The sequence below is a fragment of the Mesotoga sp. UBA6090 genome (assembly GCF_002435945.1).
GTDB lineage: Bacteria > Thermotogota > Thermotogae > Petrotogales > Kosmotogaceae > Mesotoga.
This window is the reverse complement of sequence record NZ_DIXC01000012.1, coordinates 1-24,809: the sequence shown is the minus strand read 5'-3', so window position 1 is coordinate 24,809 and position 24,809 is coordinate 1. Positions and strand designations below refer to the sequence as shown.

General features: G+C 44.8%; 23 protein-coding genes and 1 tRNA gene. 14 read left to right on the top strand and 10 right to left on the bottom strand.

Going from position 1 to position 24,809, the window contains the following annotated elements; genetic code table 11:
• The first annotated feature begins 18 nt into the window (after positions 1-18).
• Genes B3K42_RS01950 through B3K42_RS01940 form a run of 3 tightly spaced genes read left to right on the top strand, consistent with a single transcriptional unit; the run spans position 19 to position 3,319 of the window.
• Complete coding sequence (locus tag B3K42_RS01950) at positions 19-1,512, top strand: ABC transporter substrate-binding protein (protein WP_110989931.1); 1,494 nt, start codon at positions 19-21, stop codon at positions 1,510-1,512.
• A 12-nt stretch (positions 1,513-1,524) separates the two neighbouring features.
• Positions 1,525-2,478, top strand: a complete 954-nt coding sequence (locus B3K42_RS01945) for an ABC transporter permease (RefSeq protein ID WP_110989932.1) — start codon at positions 1,525-1,527, stop codon at positions 2,476-2,478.
• A gap of 10 nt (positions 2,479-2,488) precedes the next feature.
• The gene (locus B3K42_RS01940; RefSeq protein ID WP_110989933.1) at positions 2,489-3,319 is read left to right on the top strand and encodes an ABC transporter permease; all 831 of its coding nucleotides are present in this window, start codon (positions 2,489-2,491) and stop codon (positions 3,317-3,319) included.
• Here B3K42_RS01940 and B3K42_RS01935 read toward each other — a convergent pair whose 3' ends face one another.
• Positions 3,320-3,862: a glycerol-3-phosphate responsive antiterminator gene (locus B3K42_RS01935; protein ID WP_110989934.1), complete on the bottom strand. Its 543-nt coding sequence runs from the start codon at positions 3,860-3,862 to the stop codon at positions 3,320-3,322.
• Positions 3,863-4,060: 198 nt separating this feature from the next.
• On the opposite strand from B3K42_RS01935, the gene B3K42_RS01930 reads away from it, so the two are divergent.
• The 4 genes from B3K42_RS01930 (at position 4,061) to B3K42_RS01915 (ending at position 7,234) form a co-directional block, all read left to right on the top strand.
• Positions 4,061-5,503, top strand: a complete 1,443-nt coding sequence (locus tag B3K42_RS01930) for an NAD(P)/FAD-dependent oxidoreductase (protein ID WP_110989935.1) — start codon at positions 4,061-4,063, stop codon at positions 5,501-5,503.
• Entirely contained in the window at positions 5,500-6,735 is a 1,236-nt protein-coding gene (locus B3K42_RS01925; protein WP_110989936.1) for an NAD(P)/FAD-dependent oxidoreductase, read from the top strand. Before B3K42_RS01930 ends, B3K42_RS01925 begins: the two co-directional genes overlap by 4 nt.
• Positions 6,735-7,094, top strand: a complete 360-nt coding sequence (locus B3K42_RS01920; RefSeq protein ID WP_110989937.1) for a DUF1667 domain-containing protein — start codon at positions 6,735-6,737, stop codon at positions 7,092-7,094. Before B3K42_RS01925 ends, B3K42_RS01920 begins: the two co-directional genes overlap by 1 nt.
• A gap of 65 nt (positions 7,095-7,159) precedes the next feature.
• A tRNA-Asn gene (locus B3K42_RS01915) sits at positions 7,160-7,234 on the top strand.
• Positions 7,235-7,262: 28 nt separating this feature from the next.
• Here the strand turns inward: B3K42_RS01915 and B3K42_RS01910 are convergent.
• Positions 7,263-8,201 carry an asparagine synthetase A gene (locus tag B3K42_RS01910; protein ID WP_110989938.1) on the bottom strand — a complete coding sequence of 313 codons (939 nt, stop codon included), beginning with the start codon at positions 8,199-8,201 and terminating at the stop codon, positions 7,263-7,265.
• 164 nt (positions 8,202-8,365) lie between these two features.
• On the opposite strand from B3K42_RS01910, the gene B3K42_RS01905 reads away from it, so the two are divergent.
• Together B3K42_RS01905 and smc are read left to right on the top strand one after the other, a co-directional pair.
• The gene (locus tag B3K42_RS01905) at positions 8,366-9,481 is read left to right on the top strand and encodes an elongator complex protein 3 (protein ID WP_110989939.1); all 1,116 of its coding nucleotides are present in this window, start codon (positions 8,366-8,368) and stop codon (positions 9,479-9,481) included.
• A complete protein-coding gene (smc, locus tag B3K42_RS01900) occupies positions 9,468-12,992 on the top strand; it encodes a chromosome segregation protein SMC (protein WP_110989940.1) in 3,525 nt (1,174 codons plus the stop codon). The genes B3K42_RS01905 and smc overlap by 14 nt, the downstream gene beginning before the upstream one ends.
• On the opposite strand, the gene B3K42_RS01895 is transcribed toward smc, so the two are convergent.
• From B3K42_RS01895 to B3K42_RS01860, 8 genes are all read right to left on the bottom strand, one after another.
• Positions 12,982-13,890 carry a DMT family transporter gene (locus B3K42_RS01895; RefSeq protein ID WP_110989941.1) on the bottom strand — a complete coding sequence of 303 codons (909 nt, stop codon included), beginning with the start codon at positions 13,888-13,890 and terminating at the stop codon, positions 12,982-12,984. The two genes, smc and B3K42_RS01895, sit on opposite strands and share 11 nt — an antisense overlap.
• A complete protein-coding gene (locus B3K42_RS01890) occupies positions 13,887-15,374 on the bottom strand; it encodes a glycoside hydrolase family 13 protein (protein ID WP_110989942.1) in 1,488 nt (495 codons plus the stop codon). The genes B3K42_RS01895 and B3K42_RS01890 overlap by 4 nt, the downstream gene beginning before the upstream one ends.
• A complete protein-coding gene (locus B3K42_RS01885) occupies positions 15,371-16,183 on the bottom strand; it encodes a transglycosylase SLT domain-containing protein (protein WP_110989943.1) in 813 nt (270 codons plus the stop codon). The genes B3K42_RS01890 and B3K42_RS01885 overlap by 4 nt, the downstream gene beginning before the upstream one ends.
• 66 nt (positions 16,184-16,249) lie before the next feature.
• Positions 16,250-17,872: an NADH-quinone oxidoreductase subunit NuoF gene (nuoF, locus tag B3K42_RS01880; protein WP_110989944.1), complete on the bottom strand. Its 1,623-nt coding sequence runs from the start codon at positions 17,870-17,872 to the stop codon at positions 16,250-16,252.
• A gap of 2 nt (positions 17,873-17,874) precedes the next feature.
• A complete protein-coding gene (locus B3K42_RS01875) occupies positions 17,875-18,372 on the bottom strand; it encodes a complex I 24 kDa subunit family protein (protein ID WP_110989945.1) in 498 nt (165 codons plus the stop codon).
• A gap of 70 nt (positions 18,373-18,442) precedes the next feature.
• On the bottom strand, positions 18,443-20,242 hold the full coding sequence (locus B3K42_RS01870; protein WP_110989946.1) for an NADH-quinone oxidoreductase subunit NuoF: 1,800 nt from the start codon (positions 20,240-20,242) through the stop codon (positions 18,443-18,445).
• Positions 20,243-20,258: 16 nt separating this feature from the next.
• Positions 20,259-20,636: a (2Fe-2S) ferredoxin domain-containing protein gene (locus tag B3K42_RS01865; RefSeq protein ID WP_110989947.1), complete on the bottom strand. Its 378-nt coding sequence runs from the start codon at positions 20,634-20,636 to the stop codon at positions 20,259-20,261.
• On the bottom strand, positions 20,636-21,130 hold the full coding sequence (locus tag B3K42_RS01860) for a complex I 24 kDa subunit family protein (protein WP_110989948.1): 495 nt from the start codon (positions 21,128-21,130) through the stop codon (positions 20,636-20,638). The genes B3K42_RS01865 and B3K42_RS01860 overlap by 1 nt, the downstream gene beginning before the upstream one ends.
• Before the next feature lie 130 nt (positions 21,131-21,260).
• On the opposite strand from B3K42_RS01860, the gene B3K42_RS01855 reads away from it, so the two are divergent.
• The 5 genes from B3K42_RS01855 to B3K42_RS01835 form a co-directional block, all read left to right on the top strand.
• Positions 21,261-21,773, top strand: coding sequence for an adenine phosphoribosyltransferase (locus B3K42_RS01855; protein ID WP_110989949.1), 513 nt, complete (start codon positions 21,261-21,263; stop codon positions 21,771-21,773).
• A gap of 14 nt (positions 21,774-21,787) precedes the next feature.
• Positions 21,788-23,152, top strand: a complete 1,365-nt coding sequence (locus B3K42_RS01850) for a glucose-6-phosphate isomerase (RefSeq protein WP_110989950.1) — start codon at positions 21,788-21,790, stop codon at positions 23,150-23,152.
• Entirely contained in the window at positions 23,149-23,406 is a 258-nt protein-coding gene (locus tag B3K42_RS01845) for a hypothetical protein (protein ID WP_110989951.1), read from the top strand. Before B3K42_RS01850 ends, B3K42_RS01845 begins: the two co-directional genes overlap by 4 nt.
• Positions 23,406-23,978: a dephospho-CoA kinase gene (gene coaE / locus B3K42_RS01840; protein WP_110989952.1), complete on the top strand. Its 573-nt coding sequence runs from the start codon at positions 23,406-23,408 to the stop codon at positions 23,976-23,978. The genes B3K42_RS01845 and coaE overlap by 1 nt, the downstream gene beginning before the upstream one ends.
• A gap of 38 nt (positions 23,979-24,016) precedes the next feature.
• The coding region (locus tag B3K42_RS01835) for an extracellular solute-binding protein (protein WP_292596480.1) at positions 24,017-24,809 on the top strand (793 nt) is incomplete at its 3' end.

The following is a 24,809-nucleotide window of genomic DNA, read 5'->3' as shown; positions in this document are numbered from 1 at the left end:
AACCTGGGAGGTGTTAGTATGAGAAAGTCTCTGGCAGTGATTGTTGTAGCTATATTGTCTGTAGCGTTGTTTGCGGTGAGTGACGTTCTTGTGATCGCAATTGAGACTGAACCAGTAGGATTTGATCCGACTCTTGTGACTGCTTTTGCTTCGCACAGAGTTCTTGAGAACGTCTATGATGGTCTCCTGAGATACGACGAAAACATGAACCTAATACCTAATCTTGCTGAAGACTTCGAAGTTGTTGATCCTTATACCATTGTGTTTGAAATCAGAGAAGGGGTCAAATTCCACAACGGGGAAGTCTTGACTGTTGAAGATGTTTTGTACACATTTGAAAGAATTATGGATCCTGATGTGAAGGCTCCTGCAGCCACTTACTACGGTGAAGTGAAATCGATAAAGGTCATAGAAGGCAACAAGGTTGAGTTCAAATTGAAGATTCCAATGGCCTCTTCACTTCTACCTAACTTCGCAGGTGTCAACAGCGCAATACTTTCAAAGAGCTTTGTAGAGTCTGGAGCAAATCTGCAGCTCGTGACAAATGGAACAGGCCCCTTCCTTATGGCCGAATTTGTAGCAGGTAACTACATAACACTGAGAAAGAACGCCGAGTACTTTGTGGAGGGACTCCCTTATCTAAGCGAAATAAAGATGATGATTATGCCAGAAGAGGTTACAAGAGTCTCTGCTCTGAGAAATGGAGATGTTGATCTCGCTAAGATTGGCGAACCACTAAGTCTAAACCAGCTGTCGACGGATAGATTCAAGATATTCAGAACACCAGTTCTGAGTTATTATTTGTTGGGCTTTAATACAACAAGAGGCGCTTTAAGCAAGCCAGAGGTTAGAAATGCTCTGAATTACGCGATAAACAGAGAGATGATCGTTAAGGCGGTCGCTTTTGACGAGGCAACGGTGACTGGCCCGCTCAATCCGGAACTAGATTTCTGGGCGGTTCAGCCAAATGAGTTCGAGGAGTACACCTACAACCCTGCAAAGGCGAAACAGCTGCTAACTGATGCTGGCTATCCAAATGGTTTTGAGTTTGAGATTGTTGCTGCTCAGAGATATAACTTTGACAAAGTCGCCCAGGTCATTCAGGCTCAGCTTGCCGAAATAGGTGTAACAGCAAAGATTAACATTGTTGAATGGGGCATCTTCATTAGCAAATGGAGAGAAAGTGATTTTGACTCTTTCATTTCTTCGAACAGCGGTTCTATCGATCCGGATATTCAATTCAATAGAACCTTCAGAACCGGCGGATCAACCAATGTATTTCTCTATAGCAACCCCGAGGTGGATGAACTACTGGATAGAGGAAGAAGTGAGTCGGATATTTACGCAAGACAGAAGATCTACGTAGAGCTCCAGAAAAAGCTTGTGGAAGACTCGCCAATTCTGTTCCTGTATTCTGCAAACACGATATTTGCTTCGAATAACGCTGTAGAAGGTTTCAGATCTCTGGCTAACGAGAGTCTTGTGTTCTTGAGAGAAACTCAGAAAAAGTAAGAAGAGCAGAGAATGGAGTTCGGATACGTTGTTAGGAGGTTGCTTTCAGCAATCCCTACTGTTCTGTTAGTTACATTCATGGTTTTCATTGCGATCCATATTGTTCCGGGCGATGTAGTGGACATAATGCTTGGAACTCAGAACTATCTTACTGAAAGCCAAATAGAGCAGCTCTACACGGAATATGGTCTAGATAAGCCTCTAGTCGTTCAGTATGGAATTTGGGTTAAGAACCTCCTTTCTCTTAATCTAGGAACTTCGCTCAGAACGGGGAGAGCCGTAACCGAATTAATAAGAGAAAGATTTCCGGTTACTCTTGAACTGTCTGTATTTTCTCTTGGATTCGCTCTATTGTTTGGCGTTCCAATGGGAATCATATCTGCGATTAAGAGAAATCGTTTCATCGATAATATCGTAAGGATAATTGGCCTTATTGGCCTTTCGTCCCCATCCTTTTGGGTGGGGGCGATTTTCATAGTTCTATTCTCCGGTACCTTTCAGGGGTTCAATCTCTTTGGGTATGTAAGACCGGGAGTGGATCTGATTTCCAATCTTCAGGTCATGTTTCTTCCTTCTCTAACTTTGGGTCTGATGGTTGCCGCCCAAATCTTAAGGATTACGAGAACCTCGATGCTAGACGTTTTGAATCAGGATTATGTTAGGACGGCAAGAGCAAAGGGAGTGAGTGTGAGAAATGTGATTTTCAAGCATTCATTGAGAAACGCTCTGATTCCTGTAGTAACACTTTCCGGCATTCAGCTTGGATATCTTCTTGGCGGAACTATTGTTATTGAGAATATGTTTGCGCTTCCAGGGATGGGAAGACTTCTTCTCAACGTAGTGAATGAAAGAGATTACCCGGTTGTTCAGGGGATCGTCCTTTTTATAGGTATCTTGATAGTTCTACTAAACATAGTGGTAGATGTAATATACACTTTAATCGATCCTCGTGTCGAACTTCGGTAGGGTGGGCGAAATGCTTAGAATATTAAGAAGATTAATCCATAATCCAATATATACGGTGAGCATTGCGATTGTCCTTGTAATTATTATGGTCACTTTGTTTCCGGGTCTGTTTGCTCCGTACGATCCGTATAAGATGAATATGGACTCTTTCATGAGCAAGCCCTCCTGGGGTTATCTATTTGGTGGAGATCAGTTTGGAAGAGACGTGTTCTCAAGATCAATGTATGGAATTCAGAAAAGTGTGATAATTGCTTCCAGTGCAATTGCACTATCTGCTATGATAGGAACCTTGCTGGGACTCCTTTCCGGCTACATTGGCGGCTGGACTGATCTGATAATAATGAGGATCATGGACAGTTTCTTCGCCTTCCCTTCGTTGATATTGGCGCTCTTCATAATTGCGCTCTTTGGTTCGAGCATGACCAATCTCATATTCGCAATTGGCCTGGTCTACGTTCCGATTTTCGCAAGAACTGTCAGGGGAGCCACTTTGTCGTTGAAGGACAGTCTATATGTGAAGGCATCAAAAGCGTTGGGAAAAAAGGGCATTTCAATAATGTTGACGGATATCCTTCCAAACATCTCCTCTATACTCATCGTTACTTTTACCACAAACGTATCAACGGCCCTTCTAACGGAGGCATCACTCGGGTTCCTTGGTCTTGGAGTACCTCCACCAGAACCTACTTTGGGAGGCATGGTAGGACAAGGCACATCCTATTTGCTCAGCGCACCGTGGATCGTACTCTTTCCCGGATTGATGATAGCTATCATTGTTCTGAGCCTGAACATTCTTGGAGATGGTCTCAGAGATGTCCTGGATCCGAGAATTAACAGGTAATTACCATCTGTAAGTCCACAGAGACGTGGAACTCGTCGAAACACCATCCACATGCTTCTTCAGTAATTCGATTTCTTCGACACTATCTATCAATCCTGCTGCGACAATTGTTATGTCCGGCGCATAGGATCTTATCTTTGGAGCGATCTTGGCTGACACAATTCCTGGTAATATTTCGATGTTTCTTACGCCATTAGAGACGATTTGCTGAATGCCCTTTTCAACTGCTCTTGAATCCAACGCAAAGAATCTCAGGAGACTTTCAGACATACCAGCGTTCATGGCCTGTTTGAAGATCCTTAACTTTGCGGTGATGATACCGTCGACTCCGCTCTTCTTTAGATAAAGAACGCTATCTTCATCTCCGGAAAGACCTGAGACGAAATCGATATCAACGAAAACTCTCTTTCCCGCACTCTTGAATTGATCAATTCTCTCCCGAATTTCGAAGAGACCACCGTTCAGGAAAAACACTGTGTCCGGAATGACTGAGTCCGGTCTTTCCTTTCTGTCCCATAAAGCTGCGATTATTCCCTGTAGCATAGTTTACCTCCCGTATAATGATGATACACTATGAGAAGAGAGATAGACGAACGAGATATGCCAACAGACGATATTCAGATAGCTGTTTTCAGTTTTTCGCCGAGATCGAGATTATGATATAATTTGTATACACGTGGTAGAGTATATGAGAAAACCACGCCATGCGTTTATGGCGTGGTTTTTTTTTGGAGGTGCCAGATGCAGGCGGTCGTTGTTGGAGGCGGAGTTGTCGGTTCGCTAATAGCCCGGGAGCTTAGCAGATACAGAATGAAAGTCATTCTGGTTGAAAAGTCGGAAGACATAGGGCAAGGGATTAGTAAGGCGAATTCTGCGATCCTGCATGGAGGATATGATGATCCGCCGGGCACCCTTAGGGCCGAATTTTGTGCTGTTGGAAATTCAATGTTTACGAAGCTTTCAGAGGAACTGAAGTTTCCTGTTAAGCGAATTGGATCTATCGTGGTTGCTAATAATGAAAGTGATTTGCCTAAGCTCAAGGAGCTTCTGGAGAACGGTGTAAAGAACGGTGTTCAAGATCTTAAAATCGTTGGAAAAAGTGAGCTAAAGAACCTTGAACCGCACATATCTGACGACTTCAAGTTTGCTCTCTTTTGTGGTAGTGCTGGTATTACTGAACCTTGGATGGTAGCTATTGCTTCGGCTATGAACGTTGCAGCGAATGGCGGGGAAGTCATTACAAATGATGAGGTTGTCGGAGGAAGAATTGTACAAGGAAAGGTTGTGGAGGTCTTCCTTCGTTCAGGAAGGAGACTTGAATCCGATCTAGTAATAAACGCGGCCGGTCTCTTCTTTGAAGAAGTTGCATCGAGATTCGGAGTATATGTACCGAGAGTTAAGTTGAGAAAAGGTGAGTACATACTTTTGGACAGGAAGGCAAGTTCGCTTGTTCGGAGGATAGTCTTTCCTCTCCCTACAGCCGAAGGGAAAGGAAGACTCGTTGTTCCAACGGTTGACGGAGGTGTTCTTCTTGGTCCCACTTCGGTCGAGTTGCCGGGATTTGCTCCTGAAGATGTAAGTACTACTGATGAGGGATTGGTCTCTGTCAGAAATTCCGGGGAGTATCTGATTCCCGGAATAGATAATCCGGGCTGGTATATCAAGTCCTTTGCCGGACTGAGACCGGAGACTGATCGAAAGGATTTCTATATAAAGAGAGCCGAAGAACTTCGGAATTTCATTACTGTGGGAGCCATAAGGTCTCCGGGCTTAACTGCGGCGCCCGCAATTGCCGAATACGTAGTCAGCAAAATCGTTCCCGAAGCTGAAGTGAATCTTGTTGAGAGAGACGATTTCATCCCAATCATCGAAGAAAGAGAGAGAATCAAGGAGATCACCTTCGAAAGAGTTGCGCAATTGATAGAAAGGAATCCCGAGTATGGAAGGATAGTCTGTCAGTGCAATGAGGTTTCGGAAGCAGAGATAATTCAGGCAATCAGGGACGGTGCCAGGACAATTGACGGAGTGAAATTTAGAACAAGAGCTGGGTTTGGTAGATGTCAAGGCGGTTTCTGTAGCTGGAACATCGCAAAGATTATTGCCAGAGAGTTGAATAAGGAGTTGTGTGATGTTCGACAGAACGGAGAAGGAAGCTGGATAGTTGACGGGAAGGTGAGACAGTGAAAAGACTTACCACTGATGTGCTCGTAATAGGTGGAGGCGCAGCTGGTATGGCCTGTGCCCTCAGCGCGGCTAAGACAGGTGTTGAAGTCACCCTTCTTGAAAGAGAGCCGGTGGTGGGAGGCGTACTGAATCAATGTATCCATAATGGCTTTGGTCTTCAGTTCTACCAGGAAGAGCTTACAGGGCCGGAATTTGCTGTTCGACTCCAGAACGAGATGAATCAAGAGAAAGTTACGGTTATTGGCGAATCATATGTTCGAGAGATAGATGTAATAAATAAGAGGGCGATGGTTTTGTCCCCGCAGGGTGCATTCGAGATTTTGTCAAAGGCTGTTGTGATTTCTACAGGAGCAAGAGAGAGACCTTTTGGATCACTGCTTATACAGGGTGATAGACCGTCGGGAATCATGCCGGCCGGGCTTGCACAGAGATATGTGAATCTTGAGAATTATCTTCCTTCAAGGAAGGCTGTCGTACTTGGTTCTGGAGACATTGGGTTGATAATGGCTAGGAGGCTAACGCTTGAGGGCGTTGAAGTTGTTGGAGTGGTTGAAAGAATGCCCTATCCAGGTGGGCTCACAAGAAACATAGTTCAGTGTCTCGAAGACTATGAGATTCCTCTTCTTCTTTCAACAACCGTAACGAAGGTTCTGGGCAACGGAAGGTTAGAGGAGATAGAGATATCAGAGGTAGATGAATCATTCATGCCAGTTCCCGGAACCTCTAGACGTCTCAACGCCGATACTCTGATTCTTTCAGCGGGATTGTTGCCACAGGTCGAGGATTTCGATAATGATTTGAGAATTGATCACATAAACAAAGGATTTCTTGTTTCTAATACAGGCGAGAGTAGCGTCGAGGGGGTTTTTGCGGCGGGGAACAATGTGGCAATATTCGACCTTGTGGACTATGTAGCGGCCGAAGGTTGGATAGCAGGGCGCCATGCGGCCTTATACGCCCTCGGAGAAAGCACTTCTGGTGACAGAGTACCAGTAGTCAGGGGCGAGAATGTGGGAGTTCTTGTTCCGGGGATAGTCGATATGGAGGAGAACTTGAGATTGTATATTAGGTTGAGGAAGCCAATGAATGAGGGCACGGTCATTCTTAAAGAGCTCGACTTTGAAAAGGCTTTCTCGTATGGTGTACCCAGTGAGATGATTCAGATAGTAATGAACAAAGAAAAGCTTGCTCCTCTTATGGGTGCGGGACGGCTTACAGTGGAGGTGCGCTGATGGAAGGACACATCACATGCGTAATCTGCCCAGTGGGTTGCAGGGTTTCAGTGAAGAAAAGTGGTCGGGAATACTCTATAACGGGTAACAAATGCCCTAGAGGAAAGGAGTATGCACTCAATGAACTCGTAATGCCGAAACGAATACTTACAACTAGCGTGAAGGTTTTGAACGGGAAGCATCCCCTTGCTTCTGTGAAGACCACAGGTCCAATAGACAGAGCCGTAATACTGGAAAAGATGAATTTGATTAGCAGAATAGCTGTTGAGGCGCCGGTTGAGATCGGGGATGTCCTGATAGATGACATCGACGGTGAAGGAACCTCACTTGTCGCTACGCGGCCAGTAGGAAGAAGTTAAACTTTCATTCAGTAGCTTTGGCTACTTGAAATAAACTTTGATTCGAGTTACAATAATCAATGTGTTCCAGCGTGGCTCAATGGCAGAGCATCCGGCTGTTAACCGGACGGTTGGGGGTTCGAGTCCCTCCGCTGGAGCCAGAACTCCCCAGTTAAGGGGAGTTTTTTTCTAAATCCAGCTCCGACCGGGGACCTTGGGGAAGAGTCTGGTTCTAGCAACATTATCAAGAGAGCACATATACCTTGTAAGCCTTTCCACACCAATTCCGCAACCTGCAGTAGGAACAAGTTCACCCGCTTCTGCTATCTCCATGTACCATGCTAGCTCCTCTGGATCATTACCCTTGAATTCCATTCTGCTAATAATCCTCTGGTATTCCCACTCTCGTTCGCCACCTGATAGAGTTTCCCCGAAACCGTTAGGAAGAATTAGATCCATGTCTTTGAGCGTTCTTCCGTCTTGTGACAACAGATCGTAGAATTCCCTTTCCCATATTGGAAAATCGATCAGCCAGAACGGTTCTTTGAAGCTCGAAGATAGGACTGTTTCGAAGTCCTTTCCATACTGTTCGTAAGCGTCCATGAATTTTACTTTCGTAAAGGGTGTTGTTGGTATGGAAGGGTTCGAAGAAAGCAATTCCAGTTCTTCCTTGCAACTACTTTTTACTTCTACGATAAGTGTAGTTATGAGATCTTCCACCAGGGTCATTACGTCGTCTCTCTTTGCATTTCGGATTTCCAGGTCAATCTGACTGAATTCAAAAAGGTGTCTTCCAGAAAGCGCCTTCTCTGACGTTTCAAGTCTTACATTGGGGGAGACTATGAAGATTCTGTCGAAGGTCTTGCACGCCAGTTGCTTATGAAATATCATCGACTGGGTTAGACGATACTCCTGATCATAATAACGGAACTTAGCGTTGTGGACCTCATGATTCAGGGGGTCGGTAATCGGTGAGATTATTGTTGGAAGGAGTTCGACAAATTCCTTTCCCCGAAGAAACTTGCCTGCTTCTCCCATTATCGCAGACTTCACTCGAACTGCCGATTTCACCAAAGGATCTCTAAGATGTTCAACTACTCTGGTACTCAATCTTCCGATGCTTTCCATTTTCTCACCCTCCTAAAAAAAATAAGGCCGATGGTTTTCCATCGGCCTGTAATCTTCTACTTTATTAAATGCAAAGATTAACTGACCGATCCCGGCCAGCGATTATTATCGACTTTAAACATTCTAGAAATGGAGACTGCCATAACCATAATTCTTCCTCCTGAATGCTAGATTTTACCACTTGGGAAGTAACACAGAAAGCACGCTGTTTAAGATTTGTTGAAGGCTCTTTGATAAATCTCGCTTGTTCGGTTTATAATATAAACATGAATATTGTTCCTATTTTCGTTCCACATGAGGGTTGCAGAACGCGATGCACATTCTGTAATGAATATTCCACAACTGGAGTCAGAAAACTTCCCGATAAGGAAGAGGTTTTGTCGACTGTCAAAAGATACCGAGGATATTTCAGGAATCCAGAGGAGACGGAACTGGCTTTTTATGGTGGTACGTTCACTGGAACGGGTCGCCAGCAAGTGTATCTTGATGTTGCCGAAGAGCTTGTTCAAAAAGGCCTTGTTAAGGGGATCAGATTCTCCACTTCACCGGAACAAATATCAGAAGAGATGATCGCTATGCTGAGATCAGCTTCCATTAGTTTCGTGGAACTTGGTGTTCAGTCATTTGACGATGATCTGCTGGGAAACTGCTGCAGAAATCACGGGTCCAGAGAAGTGTATGAAGCAGCCAACCGGTTAAGGAGTAGTGGGATAGATTTCGGTATTCATTTGATGACAGGGTTGCCGGGAGATACTGAGGAGAAGGATATATATTCGACTGAGGAAGCGATTCGTTTGGGTGCATCATCCGTAAGAATTCATCCGCTTGTTGTTTTGAAAGGATCGCTTCTTGAGGACGAGTATTTACATGGAAGATTCGTGCCCCAAGGACTTGAGGGATCTATAGAGATCGTTTGGAAGATGTATTTACTGCTTGTTCTGGCAGGTGTGAAAGTTAACAGGATGGGAATCTGTATTTACGGAAAGCAGATTGAAAACGTGGTTGCAGGTCCATTCCACCCGGCATTCGGTGAGTTAGTCAGAGACAGGTTGATGCTTGAAGTAATCAGGAGATACTGTAAAGGCAGAGATCGTTATGCGCTTAAGTTAGATAGAAAATACCAAAGATGGTTCACGGGTCACAAAAAATCTGTTCTTGAAAGAGCTTCTGGAGAAGGGATTTCGATAGATTTCGGTGACGATGGAGAAGATATCGATATACCTTTATATATGAAACTGATCGGGGAAGGGATTCTGGGGGAAGCCTATGCTCAGACTTAATTCAGTCTACATAAAAGGTTTTAAGAGCTTCGCGATGCCAACCAGATTCGAAGTCTCATCTGGAATTACTGCTGTTGTCGGACCGAATGGCAGCGGAAAGTCAAACGTTGTAGATGCCATAAGGTGGATATTTGGTGAGCAGTCGATGAAGAACATCAGAGCCGATAACAGAGAGGACGTGATTTTCAACGGTTCGGAAAGGTTTCCACCTTCAAATTCTGCCGAAGTGAAACTTGTGTTTGAATCGGAGGAAGGTACCTTTTCCATAGCCCGAGAAATTTCTAGAGATGGGCAATCGATGTACAGAGTGAACGACAGGCAGTCGAGACTCAAAGATATAAGGGAGCTATTCCAGGGCACCGGAGTTGGAATGGATATCTACTCGATTGTGGGCCAGGGTCAGGTTGACAAAGTCGTAACCGCTTCTCCTTTTGAATTGAGAGCCCTTATAGAAGAAGCAGCCGGTACCGCAGTATATAAGGAGAGGAAGAAGGAGGCTCTTGGAAAACTCGCCGCGACGGAAGAAAACCTGAGCAGACTGGAAGACATAATCTTTGAACTTGGCAAGCAACGCAAATCTCTCTACCTTAAGGCAAAGAGGGCAGAGAAGTTTGTTGAGTATTCTGCGAAGCAGAAGGAGCTCAAGAATCTCTTTTATGGAAATATTGCCAGACTTGAGAAAGAGAAGCTTGAAGAGCTGCATACAGGTTTCGACAAAGTGCGTGACGAATTGAAGGACTTGCAGAAGAAATTGATTGAAGGTGAATCAAAGTGGTCTGCTTTGAGAGCGGAATTTTCCGAAGTAGACAAAGAAATCGAGGGATTCACCAGGCTTCTTGAGGAGTACAAGAAGCGTCAAAACGATCTTCTGGAACTCAAGGAAATGTATACCAGAAGACTGAGCGAGCGAGAGAATAGGTTAATCGAAGTATCAACAAGGATAGATAATTTCAGATCTGAAATCGAGAATCTCGACAAAAGAAAAGATGAAATCAAGTTGATAATCGAAACTCTGGAAAAGCAGATTTCTGATGAAGAGACCGGACTTTCTTCATCTGAGGAAGAGCGAGACTCTCTTGTAAAGAACTACAGCACTAGAGAGCGTGAATGGTTAAAACACCAGGAGACCTTTGATTCAATTTCCAAGAGGCTTTCCAAGGTAGAAAATGAACTTGAGAGGCTCGAAAACAGCCGCGAAGACACCAACAAAAGGCTCAGGCTTATCGAGAATCAGCTTGGGTCAAAGAGAGAGCGATTTGAGACCCTCAAGGAGGAAACGGAATCTCTTGCAAAACAAGGTCAAGAGAGCTCTGAGAAACAACGAAAAGTTGAGGCAGATGTTAGGGGATCGAAAGAAAGGCTCGCTGAGCTAGACGTCGAATTAGAGAAGGCAAGAGAGAATCTCTCTAAAGACGAGAGCGAGTTGAGGAGCTCTCAAATGGAAAGGGGTTTGCTAGAAAGGCAACAGGGAGAGTATCAGGGTTTTTCAAAAGCCGTCAGAGAGGTTTTCTCAAGAAAGGATAGCTTTTCAGGGCTGCGAGATGTCGTCGCCAATCTCGTTGGAGTGCCGGAGTCGTACGAGACTGCAATAACAATTCTTCTAGGATACAGAATGCAGGATATTGTCGTCGACGACTCAATTACGGCAAAGAGAATCATCGAATTCCTAAAATCATATAAGATCGGTCGTGTAACGTTGCTTCCGATGGACATGATAGAAGGCAATTTCAGAAGCTTTTCCAAAGCAGAGGCGCATCCCGGTTTCATAAACTATGCCGCAAGACTTGTAGATATTCCAAGCGGTTTTGAAAAGCTCCCTGTTTATCTTTTCGGGAATTCAATAGTTGTTGGAACTTTGGACGATGCGATCGATATTAGGAAGGCAGTCGGTTTTTTGGGGAGAATAGTGTCTGTTGATGGCCAGCTGTTGAGTGCCGGTGGATCCATCACAGGTGGATTCATTGGTGAAGAGGCACGAACCGATCTGCTTTCAAGGAAGAGAAGGATTCAAGAGCTTATCGAAAGAGAGACCGAACTCGAAAAGCAGATTCAGCTCGGCCGTAGACAGATTGAAAGGCTCAAGGACGAAATAAGGGAGGTCAGAGGATATCTCAAAGCTTTACAGGAAGAGTTAAATGAGTTGGCTTCCAAAGGGGCAGCAATCAACAGAATGATAAGCGAGCTTCTGAAATCTGCTCAGGAGGTTGAGGAAGAGATATCTGAGCTGACAAAGCTTGAAACCGAGTATACAAGAAGAATGGAAGAGAATTCGAGAAAAAAGGAGATCCTCGTCGAAGAACAGTCCTCTTTGAAGGAAGAGCGTCTGAAACTCGAGCGAATGGTTGAAGCAGAATCAGAAGAGCTAAAGAAACAGAAGAAGGCTCTGGAACAGCTTCAAGAGAGAATAGTAGATACGAGATTAAGGCTTTCAACGCTATATGAGAAGCATGAGCAGTACACAAAAGAACACTCTTCTTTGATTCAGAAGAAGAAGGTTGATAAGGAGAACATAGACCTGCTTTCAAGAGAGGTGCTTGAGGTTGAGTCTGAAACTGAGCGGCTTAGAAGGCAAGTGGGTGACCAAGAGCGTGAGTTGACTTCAGTAAAGAAAGAAACAGAAAACCTCTTTTCGAGTATAAGAAATCAGAGAGAGGGAAAAGAGCAGAGACTATCGTCACTTCAGGAAGCGGAAGAAGAGATAAACAAGATGAAAGAAGATAGAGAGAAGCTTCGAGATAAGGCTCATCAGTTTGAGATGCATATTCAAGAAAGTGAGATGAAGCTTTCGAGAGTGAAAGAAGAACTGGACGAAGATGCTGGAGATGTCCAGATCCTTTCTGAAGAGAAACTGCATGAAACTAAGGTTGAGCTTGACGACTACGAAAACAAACTCAAGTTTCTTGGCAGCGTTGATCTGGAAGCCATAGATGAGTACGGCGTAGTCGATAAGGAGTATCAAGAGCTTGAAGAACAAAAACAAGATCTCGAAGATGCAAAGGTCAAGCTAATCGAATTGATTGAAAAGACTGATGCGAAGGCTAAGAGTATCTTCATGGAGACTTTCAACAACGTGAACAGTAATTTCGGTCAATATATCGAGGAAATCTTCGATGGCGGTGAGGGGGAGATTAAGATAATTCCTGGCGAGGATCTCCTTGAGACAGGTCTTGAGATCACTGTCAGGAGGCCCGGCAGGAAGGTTCAGAAGCTGCAACTCCTTTCCGGCGGAGAGAAAGCGCTCGTAGGTATTGCACTTGTATTCTCCCTGTTGAGCATTAAGCCGAGTCCGTTCTATGTTCTGGACGAAGTTGACGCCCCTCTTGACGATTTCAATGCGGAGAGATTTAGAGTATTGCTGAAGAAACATGCGACCGATACTCAGTTTCTTGTTGTTACCCACAATAAGCTTGTTATGGAAGTTGCCAATGTTCTTCACGGAGTTACGATGACTGACGGTCTGTCAAGAGTGATTCCCGTCGAACTTCAGTCGGTTGAAACGGTTATTGGTTAATTCGATCCCTGAGTGGCGCTGACTGTCGGAACTCTCTTATGATGACCACCACCATTCCCAGCCCGACGAGGATAGATCCGACGAAAAAAAGCAGGGAAGGAGAATTCTTAAGGAAAACAATATCGGCCGCAATTGTGAAGAGCGGGATAGTGTAAACCCAGAGAGTTGCAGCCTTTCCACCCCAGAGAGTGATTCCTTTGTTCCACAGGATATAGCCTAGAGCCGAAGCCAGAATACTGAGAAACAACACTCCGAAGATAGCGCTGCGAGAAAACTCTACGGGCCTCTTAAAGACAAAGACTTCCGTGATTGCAAAAGGCACCGAGAATAGCAGCCCCCAAAGCATTACTTCTAGAGTCGTCCATATAGAACTGTTATGAATCTTCTCATAAAAAAATGTATAGGCCGCCCATGAGACAGCGGCGCCGAACGAGAGAATGTTCCCGGAAACGCTCGAGCCTTCGGAGAAACTTCCAGAGTAGATTATCACAAAGAGCCCGGAAAAGGCAATAAAACCACCTACGTATTCGAAAAGATCGAATCTTCTCCTAACAAAATCGTAGAGAATTATTGTTAGTATTGGAGCGGTAGACACTATTAGAGAGGCATCGGAAGCGTTTGTCATAGTCAAGCCATAGTTCTCGAAGAGGAAATAAAACGTTATGCCGAATAGACCTGCCAGTGCAGCGTTTCTGTGACTAACGGTACTGAAAGACCCCCTCTTTCTTATTGAGAGGGGAAAGAGAATGACGACAGCTAGGCCGAATCGGATAGAGGCCAACAACATCGGTGGGAGTGATTCAACGGCCACTTTTGTGAAGATGTATGATCCTCCCCAAATCATTGCCGTTACTGCGAGAATAACAAGCCCGAAAGATCTCCTCTCAATTCTCTTCATATTCTCTTGTAAGGGGTGTAGTGAGTGTTTGACCTGGAAATCACCGGTTCCAGTATCAAACCTTCGTAGGGTTTCAGCTCTACAGATATTGTTCCGAAGGATGCTTTGAAGACCTTTCCCGTAACCATATCCTTCATCTCTGTACCGTTCATCAGAAAGCCTTCTTGTAAGAATATTCTTGATCTTACAATGTTTCCAGTAGGGTTAACAACACAGACGACCAAATCGTCGATTGCTCCGTTAATTCTTTTGAAAGAAACAAGGGATCCATCAGAAGAAGTCAGCGGTTTGAAATCGCCCGATCGCAAGGATGTTTTTCTCTGCCGAATCGAATTGAGCTTTCTGTATAGTTCCAGGGTTTTCCTTCCTATGTGGATGTTTTCCCATTCCATTGGAGCTCTGTTTTCGGGATCGTTTCCACCTTCCATTCCAATCTCCTCTCCATAATAGATCAAGGGTATGCCAGGGAGGCAGTACTGGAGGGTAAGCGCGGCACTTATTCTTTCGAATGATCCGAGTTCATTTCGTAGTCTTGGCACATCGTGTGATGAGAGAACGGTCCATGACTTGGATACGAATTCTAGTCCGGCATCTCTTATGGCATCTTCGATAATTTGAAGGGCATCTCTTCCTGAAAGATAACCATTAAATACCTCCCAGATCACTAATCGAAAGTAATAGTTCATTAATCCGTCAAGTCCCGATCTTTCAGGCCAGTCTCCTGGATAATTCCAGATCTCTCCTATTAAACTGGAATCAGGTCTGGTGGTTTTGGCTGAATGAACCAATGCTTTGAGAATCTGGGGTCCCAAGTCATATGCAACGTCTAGCCTCCAGCCATCTATTCCACGCTTCAACCAATAACTTACTGCTGAATTCTCTCCGTCATATATGATTTGAGCGAGTTCCGGGTTTTCAAGATTCAGTTCGATTAGGTTGTCAGAGTCCATCCAGCCTCTCAAACCTTTCTCTCCTTTGAAGAAGTAACTCTTAAACTTCTCATTTCCCTGTTCTGCACCGGGCCGGTCGAATATTCCAAGGCGGTTTAACCATTTCCCGGAAGTCCCGACATGGTTAAACACTCCGTCAAGTATTACCCTGATCCCCTTCCTATGTGCTTCATCCAGAAGAACTATGAATTCATCTTCAGAACCTAAATCGGGATCGATCGTGAAATAGTCGATTGTGTCGTACTTATGATTTGTGTGTGCCCAGAAGATCGGGTTCAGATAGACAGCGTTTGCACCAAGTTCTTTGATGTAATCAAGTTTTTCAGTTATGCCGATCAAATCGCCACCCCAAAAATCGTACTGGTGGCTGCCATCAGTCGATGGGAAAGGTTTCTCATCCCACCTTCTAACCCTTTGTTTTGGAAGCGAATAATTGCCATCCTGCTTCTTCTGAAAGACATTCTTTCCATTTCCAATATTGAATCTATCTGGAAATATCTGGTAGACGATCGCATCTTTTTGCAAGTCTCTCATCTCTTCTCCTCGAGAAGTTCATTGGCATAGGCAAGATATACCATGCCTAGAAAGATGTTGTCTCTCACCGACCAGAGCTCCTCAGGCTTAACGTTAATCTGAGATTGCCAGAGCCAAGAATTCAGGGTCCAGAGAGTCATCTCATAGATCTGCATTAGCCCCCTGGAATAGACGAAGGCCGAGAAAGACTCATCGATACTCCTTTCCTCCATCAGAGCGAAGGGATTAAGGGAAGATTCAACTGCCATGATGGACAGCACAATTGCAGGATCCAGCCGGGACAAATCGAGAGTTCGAATCTCACCACCGACGATGATATCCACCTTCACTTCTCTGAATTCAATTAGCGCATTATAGATCTCTTCTGAGAGACGATTTCTGAATGTGTCGGGTCTATCCGAAAGCAGATTACTAGATTCTATCAGTGAATATATCTTTGTTTTGAGAGCGGGATATTCCTTTCTTGATCTTCCCAATGAAAGCTTTGATATTGTTTGGTTATAATCGAAAAGGGAACTCTCAGGAACACTATGCATTTTTATTGAGTTGCTTAACTCGATTTCCGACGAGTCGTTTAATTCAGCAAAGTAACTGTAGGCTTCAAGTACGCGATCATCATACAAGTATGATGGAGTAGAAAGAAGAGATTTGTAATCAGCTCCAAGTCCGGCATTATAAAGAACGGAAAGAGCCGCGACTCTTTCAAGTCTGTTCTTCGCGCGAAGGGAAGTTAGTATCAGTACAATAACGATAATGGAGGCTAGCAGAATAATAAGAACAACTAAATCTATCATCTTACCCTTGTCCATAATTCACCTCTCGGCAATTATAACAGAGAAAAAGCCGGGTTGCCCCGGCTATTCACTACAGTCTGTCTATCTCTTTTTCTTTGTGGGTTTTTCGAATTTGCAGGCACCGACCGGACACTGTGGAGAATTTACGTGCGCAAGGAATTCATCCTCGAATCTGTCGAGAATGGATCTCAAAGGCACTGGGACGGATTGGCCAAGACCACAGAAGGATGACTCTTCCATGGTTTCGGATATATCGTACAGTTGGTTTAGCATCTCGGACGTTCCTCTTCCCTTTGAAAGCTCATCCAAGATATGGACAATTACATGAGTCCCCTCTCTGCAGGGAGCGCACTTTCCGCAGGATTCATGGGCGAAGAACTCCATTAGGTTTCTAGCAATATCGACAGCACAGTGAGTATCGTCGATCGCCAGAATAACCCCTGAGCCAAGAGAGGCACCATACTTTTTGAAGGAGTCGAAATCTAACTGGGCATCCATCTCTTCTGGCTTGATAAAGCTTCCTGCTGCCCCGCCGGTCTGTATCATTTTTAGAGTTCTGCCGTTTGGAATTCCTCCGCCATATTTTTGCACGAGATCCCTAACCGAAGTACCCATAGGTACTTCAACTATTCCCCTTTTTACAAGATCGCCGCATAAAGAGTAAACCTTTGTTCCCGGTGACGATGCTGTCCCAATAGACTTGAACCAACTTGCTCCCTTATCTATTATTGGCGGAATACAGGCAAAAGTCTCCACATTATTGACTACGGTTGGCTTGCCGTATAGACCGCTGACTGGAGGATAAGGTGGCTTCAGTCTTGGCCTTCCCGATTTACCTTCTATTGATTCAATCAGGGCTGTCTCTTCTCCACAAACATATGCCCCAGCACCCAGCCTAACAGAGAGATCGAATGAGAAGTTGGTACCCAGAATCGACTGTCCCAGAAGTCCGTACTCATAGGCCTTGCTGATTGCTCCCCTGAGGCTTGCAACAGATTCAAAGTACTCTCCTCTAATATATATGTATCCTTTGCTGGCCCCAACTGCGTATCCGGCAATTATCATCCCTTCTATCACTGAATGAGGATCGCCTTCCATTATCAATCGATCCTTGAAGGTTCCCGGTTCACCTTCGTCCGCGTTACAAATGACATATTTTTCATCTGACTCGACTCTTTGTGTGAATTCCCATTTCAATCCTGTTGGAAAACCAGCCCCACCTCTTCCTCTCAGATTACTCTTCTTCAGTTCTTCGATAACGTCTTCGGGAGTCAATCTCAAAGCCTTTGCAAGGCCTTGATATCCGTCAAGGGCTATGTACTCCTCAAGATTCCGGGGATCGATAGAACCGGCATTTCTTAAGACGATTCTCTCTTCTTTCGTAGTTTCTGTCGCTTCAACACGTCCTGCCGACTCAAAATCTGTAACAATCAATTCCTCAACTTTTCTTCCCTTAAGAAGGTGCTCCATGACCAGCTTTTCAATGTCTGCTTCAGTCTTAACGGAATACATCACATTGTCCGGAAGCACGAGAAAAAGAACTCCTCTTCCGTAATCTCCAAAAGATCCAGTTTCCAGGATTTCAACGATGGAATTCAAATTGTAGTTTTCAGTCAGGATGCTAAGATAGTTTTTGAAGTGTCTAGCACCGAGAAGAAGGCTGTTCGAATCTATGGATACGAGGACGGTTATTGGTTTGCTCACGATTACTCACTCCTCTCTCTTGAAACCATGCCGTCTACGATCTCAGAGACTCTTTCCGGAGTTAGGTTTCCGTAAGCCTCATCATTTATCATCATTACCGGGGATACTCCGCAGAGTCCAAGACAACTAGTCTCCTCAAGAGTAAACAAGCCATCTGTCGTAGTTTCACCAAAATCAATTTCCAGAATGTTCTTCAAGGAGTCAACTACTGCCTGTCCTCCGGTTACATGGCATGGAAGACTCTTACAGACTCGAATTACATATTTTCCTCTTTTGTGAGTAGAAAACATTGTATAGAAAGTGAGAACTTCATAGATTCTTGAGAGAGGCAATCCCGTCAGATCCTTCATCACTTCAGCCGCTTCGATTGGTATGAAGTTGCCAAAGTGATCTTGAATTGCGTGAAGAGTATTTATAAGCACATCGCCTTTTTCAAGGCTCTGGCTGCTAATGTTTTCATAGATATCAGTTACGATTTCACGGACATTTTCTGCAGACATATAAAATCCTCCCTTCAACCCTCTTTAAAGTAGCAAAAGAACCCCCACTAAGGGGGTTCCTTAAAACCGTTTAAGGTGAAACTTTGCTAATCGCCTCAAATTTGCACACGGCCAGGCAACTCCCACAGCTGGTGCAGATTTCCGGATCTATATCGTGAGGCTTTCTAACCGAACCGCTTATCGCTTCTACGGGACAGACTCTGGCGCAAGCAGTACAACCAACGCATTTGTCCTTATCAATTACCACCCGCATCAAAGACTTGCACTTCTTTGCCGGACATCTTCCCTCTTTGACATGAGCTTCATACTCATCCCAGAAATATCTCATTGTTGATATCACCGGCTGTGGAGCAGTCTGCCCAAGTCCGCAAAGTGAAGTCGACATTATGTTCTCACCAAGATCTTTCAGAAGTTGAAGGTCTTCCACAGTTCCTTCTCCTTCTGTTATTCTTTCAAGAATTTCGAGCATCCTGCGTGTTCCATCACGACAAGGTGTGCACTGACCGCAAGATTCCTCTACGGTGAATTCCAGGAAGTATTTGGCAACATCAACCATGCAGCTGTCCTCATCCATAACGATCATTCCACCTGAACCGATTATTGTGCCCAGTTTTTTCATGTTGTCGTATGTTATTGGCGTATCAATCAATTCTAGAGGTATGCATCCTCCACTTGGGCCGCCAGTCTGAATAGCTTTCAGCTTCTTCCCGCCAGGGACGCCTCCGCCAATGTCAAAGATCAGCTTTCTAAGAGTGATGCCCATAGGAACTTCAACGAGACCGGTGTTCTTTACGTTTCCAGCCAGAGCAAAGACTTTGGTCCCCCTGGAACCATCCACTCCGTACTGGCTGAACCATTCGCCGCCATTTGTGATTATCGGAGGGATGCTAGCGTAGGTCTCCACATTGTTAAGAAGAGTTGGTTTTTCCCATAGCCCCTTACTTGCAGGAAAGGGAGGTTTAACTCTGGGTATTCCTCTCTTGCCTTCAATCGAATTTATAAGAGCAGTCTCTTCCCCACAGACAAACGCGCCTGCACCAATTCTTATCTCAAGATCGAACGAGAAATCGGTTCCGAGAATGTTTTCACCAAGAAATCCATACTCTCTGGCCATTTTCATAGCATGAGTCAACCGTTCTATTGCAAGGGGATACTCGGCCCTAACATACACGAACCCCTTCTGGGCTCCAACTACTCTAGCAGCTATTGTCATAGCTTCTACTACTGTGTGGGGATCGCCTTCAAGAACCGCCCTATCCATAAAGGCTCCAGGGTCGCCCTCATCTGCGTTGCAAATTACGTACTTCGTGTCGCCTTCTACTTTCTTTGTCAGATCCCACTTCATCCAAGTCGGAAATCCCGCTCCTCCGCGGCCCTTAAGCTCGCTTTTCTTCAGTATTTCAACGACATCTTCTCTACTGAGTTCAAAAAGGACCTTATGCAGCGCGAAATAGCCATCCCTCGCAATATATTCATCTATTGAAAGAGGATCAATTACCCCTAAGTTCCTCGTTGCGATTCTCACTTGCTCAGTGAAAAAAGGAAGCTCTTCCTGAGGCTTTTCAGTAAGATTTCCCGAGTCGCCTTTGTATAAGAGATCTTCTACAACTCGCCCTTTCAGAATATGTTCTTCTACAATACGAGCTGCATTCTCTGCCGTGATCTTCTGATAGAATACTCCTTCAGGATAGATCACAAGAATGGGTCCGAGGTCACAAGCACCCATACATCCCGTTTCTACCACCCTGACTACACTTTCCAACGAGTACTTTTTCAGGGTCTCCTCAAATACGTTTCTTACGCTCTTCTCGCCTGCAGAAATGCAAGCACCTCCGGCACAAATAAGTACCGTGTTTTCAACAGCGGGCACCCTTAATCACCTCTCGTTATAGTTCTCCTCTTTTCACAATAAGATCTCCAACTACATTTCCGCCGACAATGTGCTGTTCAACTACTCTCTTTGCTTGAGCGGGGCTTACGTGCCCATAAATTATCGGCTCTGATCCCTCGAGATGGACCTCTATTGTGGGCTCAACATCACAGAGACCAAAACAGCCTGACTGAACGACAGCGACATCATCAATTCCCTTCTCTTCAAGTGAATCTACAATCGCCCTTAACGTATCCTTTGCGCCTGCGGCAATCCCGCATGTTCCCATTGCCACGATTACTTTTCCTCTCTTGCCTGAGTCACGCATCTTAAGACCCTTCATTGCGTTCTCTTTGATCTTCATAAGTTCTTCAAGGCTCTTGATTTTTGCCATCAGTCGGCCCTCCTATATTTGCCTAATATCTTTGAAACCTCATCAGGGGTCACTCTTCCAAAATAGTCATCCTCGCCGACCAAAACCACTGGAGCCATGCTGCAGGCACCGAGGCATCTAACGGCGTGAATAGAAAAGAGTCCGTCGGAGGTCGGTTCATTCATCTCAACGCTCAGTTCGTCTTGAAGCCTTTCGAGTATCTTATCGGCACCCTTAACATAGCAGGCGGTTCCTAGACAGACTTTTATCTGGTTCTTTCCTTTTGGCTTCATGCTAAAGAAATTGTAAAAGGTCACAACTCCATATACCTGACTTAAAGGAATATCGAGTCTCTCAGATACGTGCTGCTGCAGTTCTTCCGAGAGATATCCAAAGATTTCTTGCGCCTTGTGAAGTACATTAATTAGAACACCCGTGCTGCCTTTGACGGAATCAATATACTCATCAAGTTCTCTAAAGAGCTCCTGACAATCCGGGCAGTTTACAAGAGACAAGTTTTGCACCTCCTTTGAGGAAAGAATGTTATTTATTTCACACATGCATTATAACATGCACCTAGAGAAATGGGCTGATTCCTGTGTTAAAATAACCCATGTCCAAGGAGCTCTATAAGGAGGAGATTAGATGGATCTAGAAGCCTTTGTGCGTGACATTCCGGACTTCCCAAAGGAAGGTGTGATTTTCAAGGATGTCACTCCATTATTAAAGGATCCTTTAGCTTTCAGGGAGAGCATATTGCAGATGTCGGAACGGGCAAGGAAAATCGACTTCAATGTCATCGTAGCTCCCGAAGCCAGAGGGTTCATTTTTGCGGCTCCTCTAGCTTATGAAATGGGAAAAGCCCTAGTACCTGTTAGAAAGCCTGGAAAGCTTCCTTACAAGACCAAAGAGATAGAGTATGAACTTGAGTATGGAAAGGCGACTCTTCAAATGCACGTTGATGCGATCTGTAATGGAGATAAGGTACTGATAGTGGATGACATTCTCGCAACCGGAGGGACGATGGAGGCAATTGCTCGTATCATTGAAGATAGTGGGGGAGAAGTCGTCGGAATTCTATGCCTGGCTGAATTAGGATTTCTTGAGCCAAGAAAGAGGCTTTCCGGCCGTAGAGTGGAGACCCTAATTACTTATTAACGGAGGTTGGAGAAATGCTAAAATATGACTTCTCTTTTGCGTTCAAAGAGACTCTTGAAAGCGGACTTTCTTTTGATGAGATGATAGATATTGCTAAGACACTTTCCACGAATTTCGAAAGGGTCTTTCAGCCAATGCCCGGTTTTCTGCGAATTCTTGAAAACGATGAAATTCTTGAAGAAGTCAAGGCCTACAGATCCTGGCTCGAACATTTCGACAATTTCGTGGTGATTGGAATTGGAGGCTCGGCACTTGGCAATCAGGCTTTGCACTGTGCACTGAAGCCGATTAGCTGGAACTCTTATGTTAAGGAGAAGCGAGATGGAAACTCGAGAATGTTTCTGCTCGATAATGTTGATCCCGATATGATTGCCTCTGTGCTGGGAGAACTGGATCTCGGTAACACAGTATTCAACGTTATCTCGAAGTCTGGAACTACCGCTGAAAGCATGGCTAATTATCTCAGTGTTAGAGGATTACTAGAAAAACTTGATCTCCCTATTAAAGACCATTTCATATTTACTACCGACAAACATAAGGGTGTACTCAGACAAATCGCAGACGCCGAAGGTATAAGGACCCTCACTATCCCAGAAGACGTTGGAGGGCGTTTTAGCGTTTTGACACCAGTAGGTCTGCTTTCGGCGGTCGCAGAGGGAATTGATATAAGTCTTATCTACGAGGGGGCGAGGTTTGGAAAGGAAAGATATCTGAGGGATGACGTCAAATCAAACCCGGCAGCTGTAAGTGCTCTAATACACTATGCTTATCTGAAGAAAGGGCACAACATCTCAGTAATGATGCCATATTCAAATAGACTCTATACTCTTGCCGACTGGCATAGACAGTTATGGGCAGAGTCTTTGGGAAAGAAGTTCGATGTCTCCGGCAGAATAGTTCATTCCGGTCAGACCCCTGTAAAGTCTCTGGGCGCAATTGACCAGCACTCTCAAATTCAACTATACAACGAGGGACCGAAAGACAAGATAGTGACGTTCTTGAAGGTGGAGGATTTTGGAAACCAGCTTACAATACCCTTCATACATTCGGACATTGAAGCGTTGTCCTATCTCAACGGAGTTGAGGTTGGCGAACTGCTTAATGCGGAGCTAAGAGGAACATCGATTGCACTTGCTGCGAACGGCGTGCCCAACATGACAATCTCTTTTCCACAGATAGACGAAGTTCATGTTGGCGAATTTATTGTCTCCTACGAGATACAAACTGCATTAATGGGTTTCCTACTGAAAGTGAATCCTTATGACCAGCCTGGAGTAGAGCTCGGAAAGAAATTGACTTATGCTTTTATGGGAAGAAAAGGATACGAGGAAGTTAGGGATAGATATGAGGAGAAAACCTCCTGGAGGTTCGAGTTATGAAGTCTGAGCTCATGAAAGTTATCGAGGGTTTTTCGGTCGAGGAAGTATATTTCGCTTCTGGAGAACCTATACCTACCTTTGTAATAGTTTCAGTGGAATCCGAGGATCTTCTGCAAAAGATCGGAGAAATGGAAGAGATCGAGGCAGATATTATCGTGATCAGCCCTGAAGAGAGGAAGAAACTGGAAAATGCGAACAGCGAAATCTCCAAAGCAGTAATGAATGTCATCGAATCGGGAGAGAAGCTTCTGTAATGGTAGTTGGCTTTGTGGGAAAGGCGGGAAGCGGTAAGTCTACTGCCGCCGAGTGTTTTAAAAGGTTCGGTGCGGAGATAATCTCCCTGGATGAGCTTGGCCACGATTCGTTGGATGAAGAGAAGGAGCGGATTATCGACTCTTTCGGGAAGAGCGTTCTTACTTGCGGCAAAGTTGACAGAAAAAAGCTTTCAAAGAAAGTCTTCGAAGACAGTGAACTCCTGCTAAGACTGAATGAAATACTTCACCCGGTCATTAGACGAAAGGCATTGGAAGCCCTTGAGGGATGTCATTCGAAGCTCTGTATAATCGATGGGGCTTTGATCCACGAAATCGGGCTTGCTGATAGATGTGACAAAGTCATCTGGTTTGAATGTACGAAGAAAGCTTCTGTGGAGAGACTCATGAAGAGGGGAATGAGCAAGTACCAAGCGGAGTCGATACTCCGTTCACAGTCTTACCTTGATTCAAAGAAGGGGCTAGTCAGTGCCGAGGTCTCAACATCAGGCAGTATTGATGAGACTTTCGAGAAGGTGAGAGAGGTTCTTTTTGGGTGGGGCATAGTGGTATAATTAGGTCACTTAAACATTTCTTATAAGGAGGTAGGGAAATGCGCAAAAGATTAATTCTTGCTCTTCTAATTGTTTCTTTTGCAGTATTCACCTTTGCTGTGACGGAGATTGAGTTCTGGCACGCAATGGGCGGTGCTCAGGGAACCACAGTCAATGAAATCGTGGCATCTTTCAATGAGGCAAACCCCGATATTGTGGTAGAGGCCATTTATGTAGGAAATTACAGTGCTTTGCAGCAGAAACTTCTGGTAAGTGCGGAAAGCAAGACATTACCTGCTCTTTCTCAGGCTTACGGGAACTGGACTGCCAGACTTATACCTCGAGATGCTGTTCAGGAACTGAATTCCTTGATTTCCGATCCCGAAGTTGGCTTGACGGATGAAGAATGGGATGCCATATGGAATCCTTTCAAGAAAATGGTCACCTGGGGCGATACTGTTTACGCCCTTCCTTTCAACAAGAGCACTTACGTCCTTTATTACAACACGGACCTCTTTGAGCAGTATGGGCTTGAAGTCCCTAAGACTATGGATGATCTTCTGTTTGCAGCGATGATGCTTACTGAGGACAAGAACAACGACGGTCAGATTGATCAGTATGGCTTTGGTTTCAGAACCACGATCGATCACTTCATGATATTCCTGAGAGCCAATGGTGGAGAGGCAATCGATATAAAGCCCGATGGTTCGGTCGAGGTCACTATAAATTCTCCTGAAGCAAAAGAGGCTCTTCAGTTGATGTACGACATGGCTCACACCTATAAGGTAGCTCTCTTCCAGGGCGGATATCTTGATGCACCATTTGGTGATGGTCAGATCGCCATGTTTGTTG

Excerpts from the sequence above, each read along its gene's own strand:
- B3K42_RS01950 (WP_110989931.1), top strand. The coding sequence starts at position 19 with ATGAGAAAGTCTCTGGCAGTGATTGTTGTAGCTATATTGTCTGTAGCG.
- B3K42_RS01945 (WP_110989932.1), top strand. The coding sequence starts at position 1,525 with ATGGAGTTCGGATACGTTGTTAGGAGGTTGCTTTCAGCAATCCCTACT.
- B3K42_RS01940 (WP_110989933.1), top strand. The coding sequence starts at position 2,489 with ATGCTTAGAATATTAAGAAGATTAATCCATAATCCAATATATACGGTG.
- B3K42_RS01935 (WP_110989934.1), bottom strand. The coding sequence starts at position 3,862 with ATGCTACAGGGAATAATCGCAGCTTTATGGGACAGAAAGGAAAGACCG.
- B3K42_RS01930 (WP_110989935.1), top strand. The coding sequence starts at position 4,061 with ATGCAGGCGGTCGTTGTTGGAGGCGGAGTTGTCGGTTCGCTAATAGCC.
- B3K42_RS01920 (WP_110989937.1), top strand. The coding sequence starts at position 6,735 with ATGGAAGGACACATCACATGCGTAATCTGCCCAGTGGGTTGCAGGGTT.
- B3K42_RS01910 (WP_110989938.1), bottom strand. The coding sequence starts at position 8,201 with ATGGAAAGCATCGGAAGATTGAGTACCAGAGTAGTTGAACATCTTAGA.
- B3K42_RS01905 (WP_110989939.1), top strand. The coding sequence starts at position 8,366 with ATGCTAGATTTTACCACTTGGGAAGTAACACAGAAAGCACGCTGTTTA.
- smc (WP_110989940.1), top strand. The coding sequence starts at position 9,468 with ATGCTCAGACTTAATTCAGTCTACATAAAAGGTTTTAAGAGCTTCGCG.
- B3K42_RS01895 (WP_110989941.1), bottom strand. The coding sequence starts at position 13,890 with ATGAAGAGAATTGAGAGGAGATCTTTCGGGCTTGTTATTCTCGCAGTA.
- B3K42_RS01890 (WP_110989942.1), bottom strand. The coding sequence starts at position 15,374 with ATGAGAGACTTGCAAAAAGATGCGATCGTCTACCAGATATTTCCAGAT.
- B3K42_RS01885 (WP_110989943.1), bottom strand. The coding sequence starts at position 16,183 with ATGGACAAGGGTAAGATGATAGATTTAGTTGTTCTTATTATTCTGCTA.
- B3K42_RS01875 (WP_110989945.1), bottom strand. The coding sequence starts at position 18,372 with ATGTCTGCAGAAAATGTCCGTGAAATCGTAACTGATATCTATGAAAAC.
- B3K42_RS01865 (WP_110989947.1), bottom strand. The coding sequence starts at position 20,636 with ATGGCAAAAATCAAGAGCCTTGAAGAACTTATGAAGATCAAAGAGAAC.
- B3K42_RS01855 (WP_110989949.1), top strand. The coding sequence starts at position 21,261 with ATGGATCTAGAAGCCTTTGTGCGTGACATTCCGGACTTCCCAAAGGAA.
- B3K42_RS01850 (WP_110989950.1), top strand. The coding sequence starts at position 21,788 with ATGCTAAAATATGACTTCTCTTTTGCGTTCAAAGAGACTCTTGAAAGC.
- B3K42_RS01845 (WP_110989951.1), top strand. The coding sequence starts at position 23,149 with ATGAAGTCTGAGCTCATGAAAGTTATCGAGGGTTTTTCGGTCGAGGAA.
- coaE (WP_110989952.1), top strand. The coding sequence starts at position 23,406 with ATGGTAGTTGGCTTTGTGGGAAAGGCGGGAAGCGGTAAGTCTACTGCC.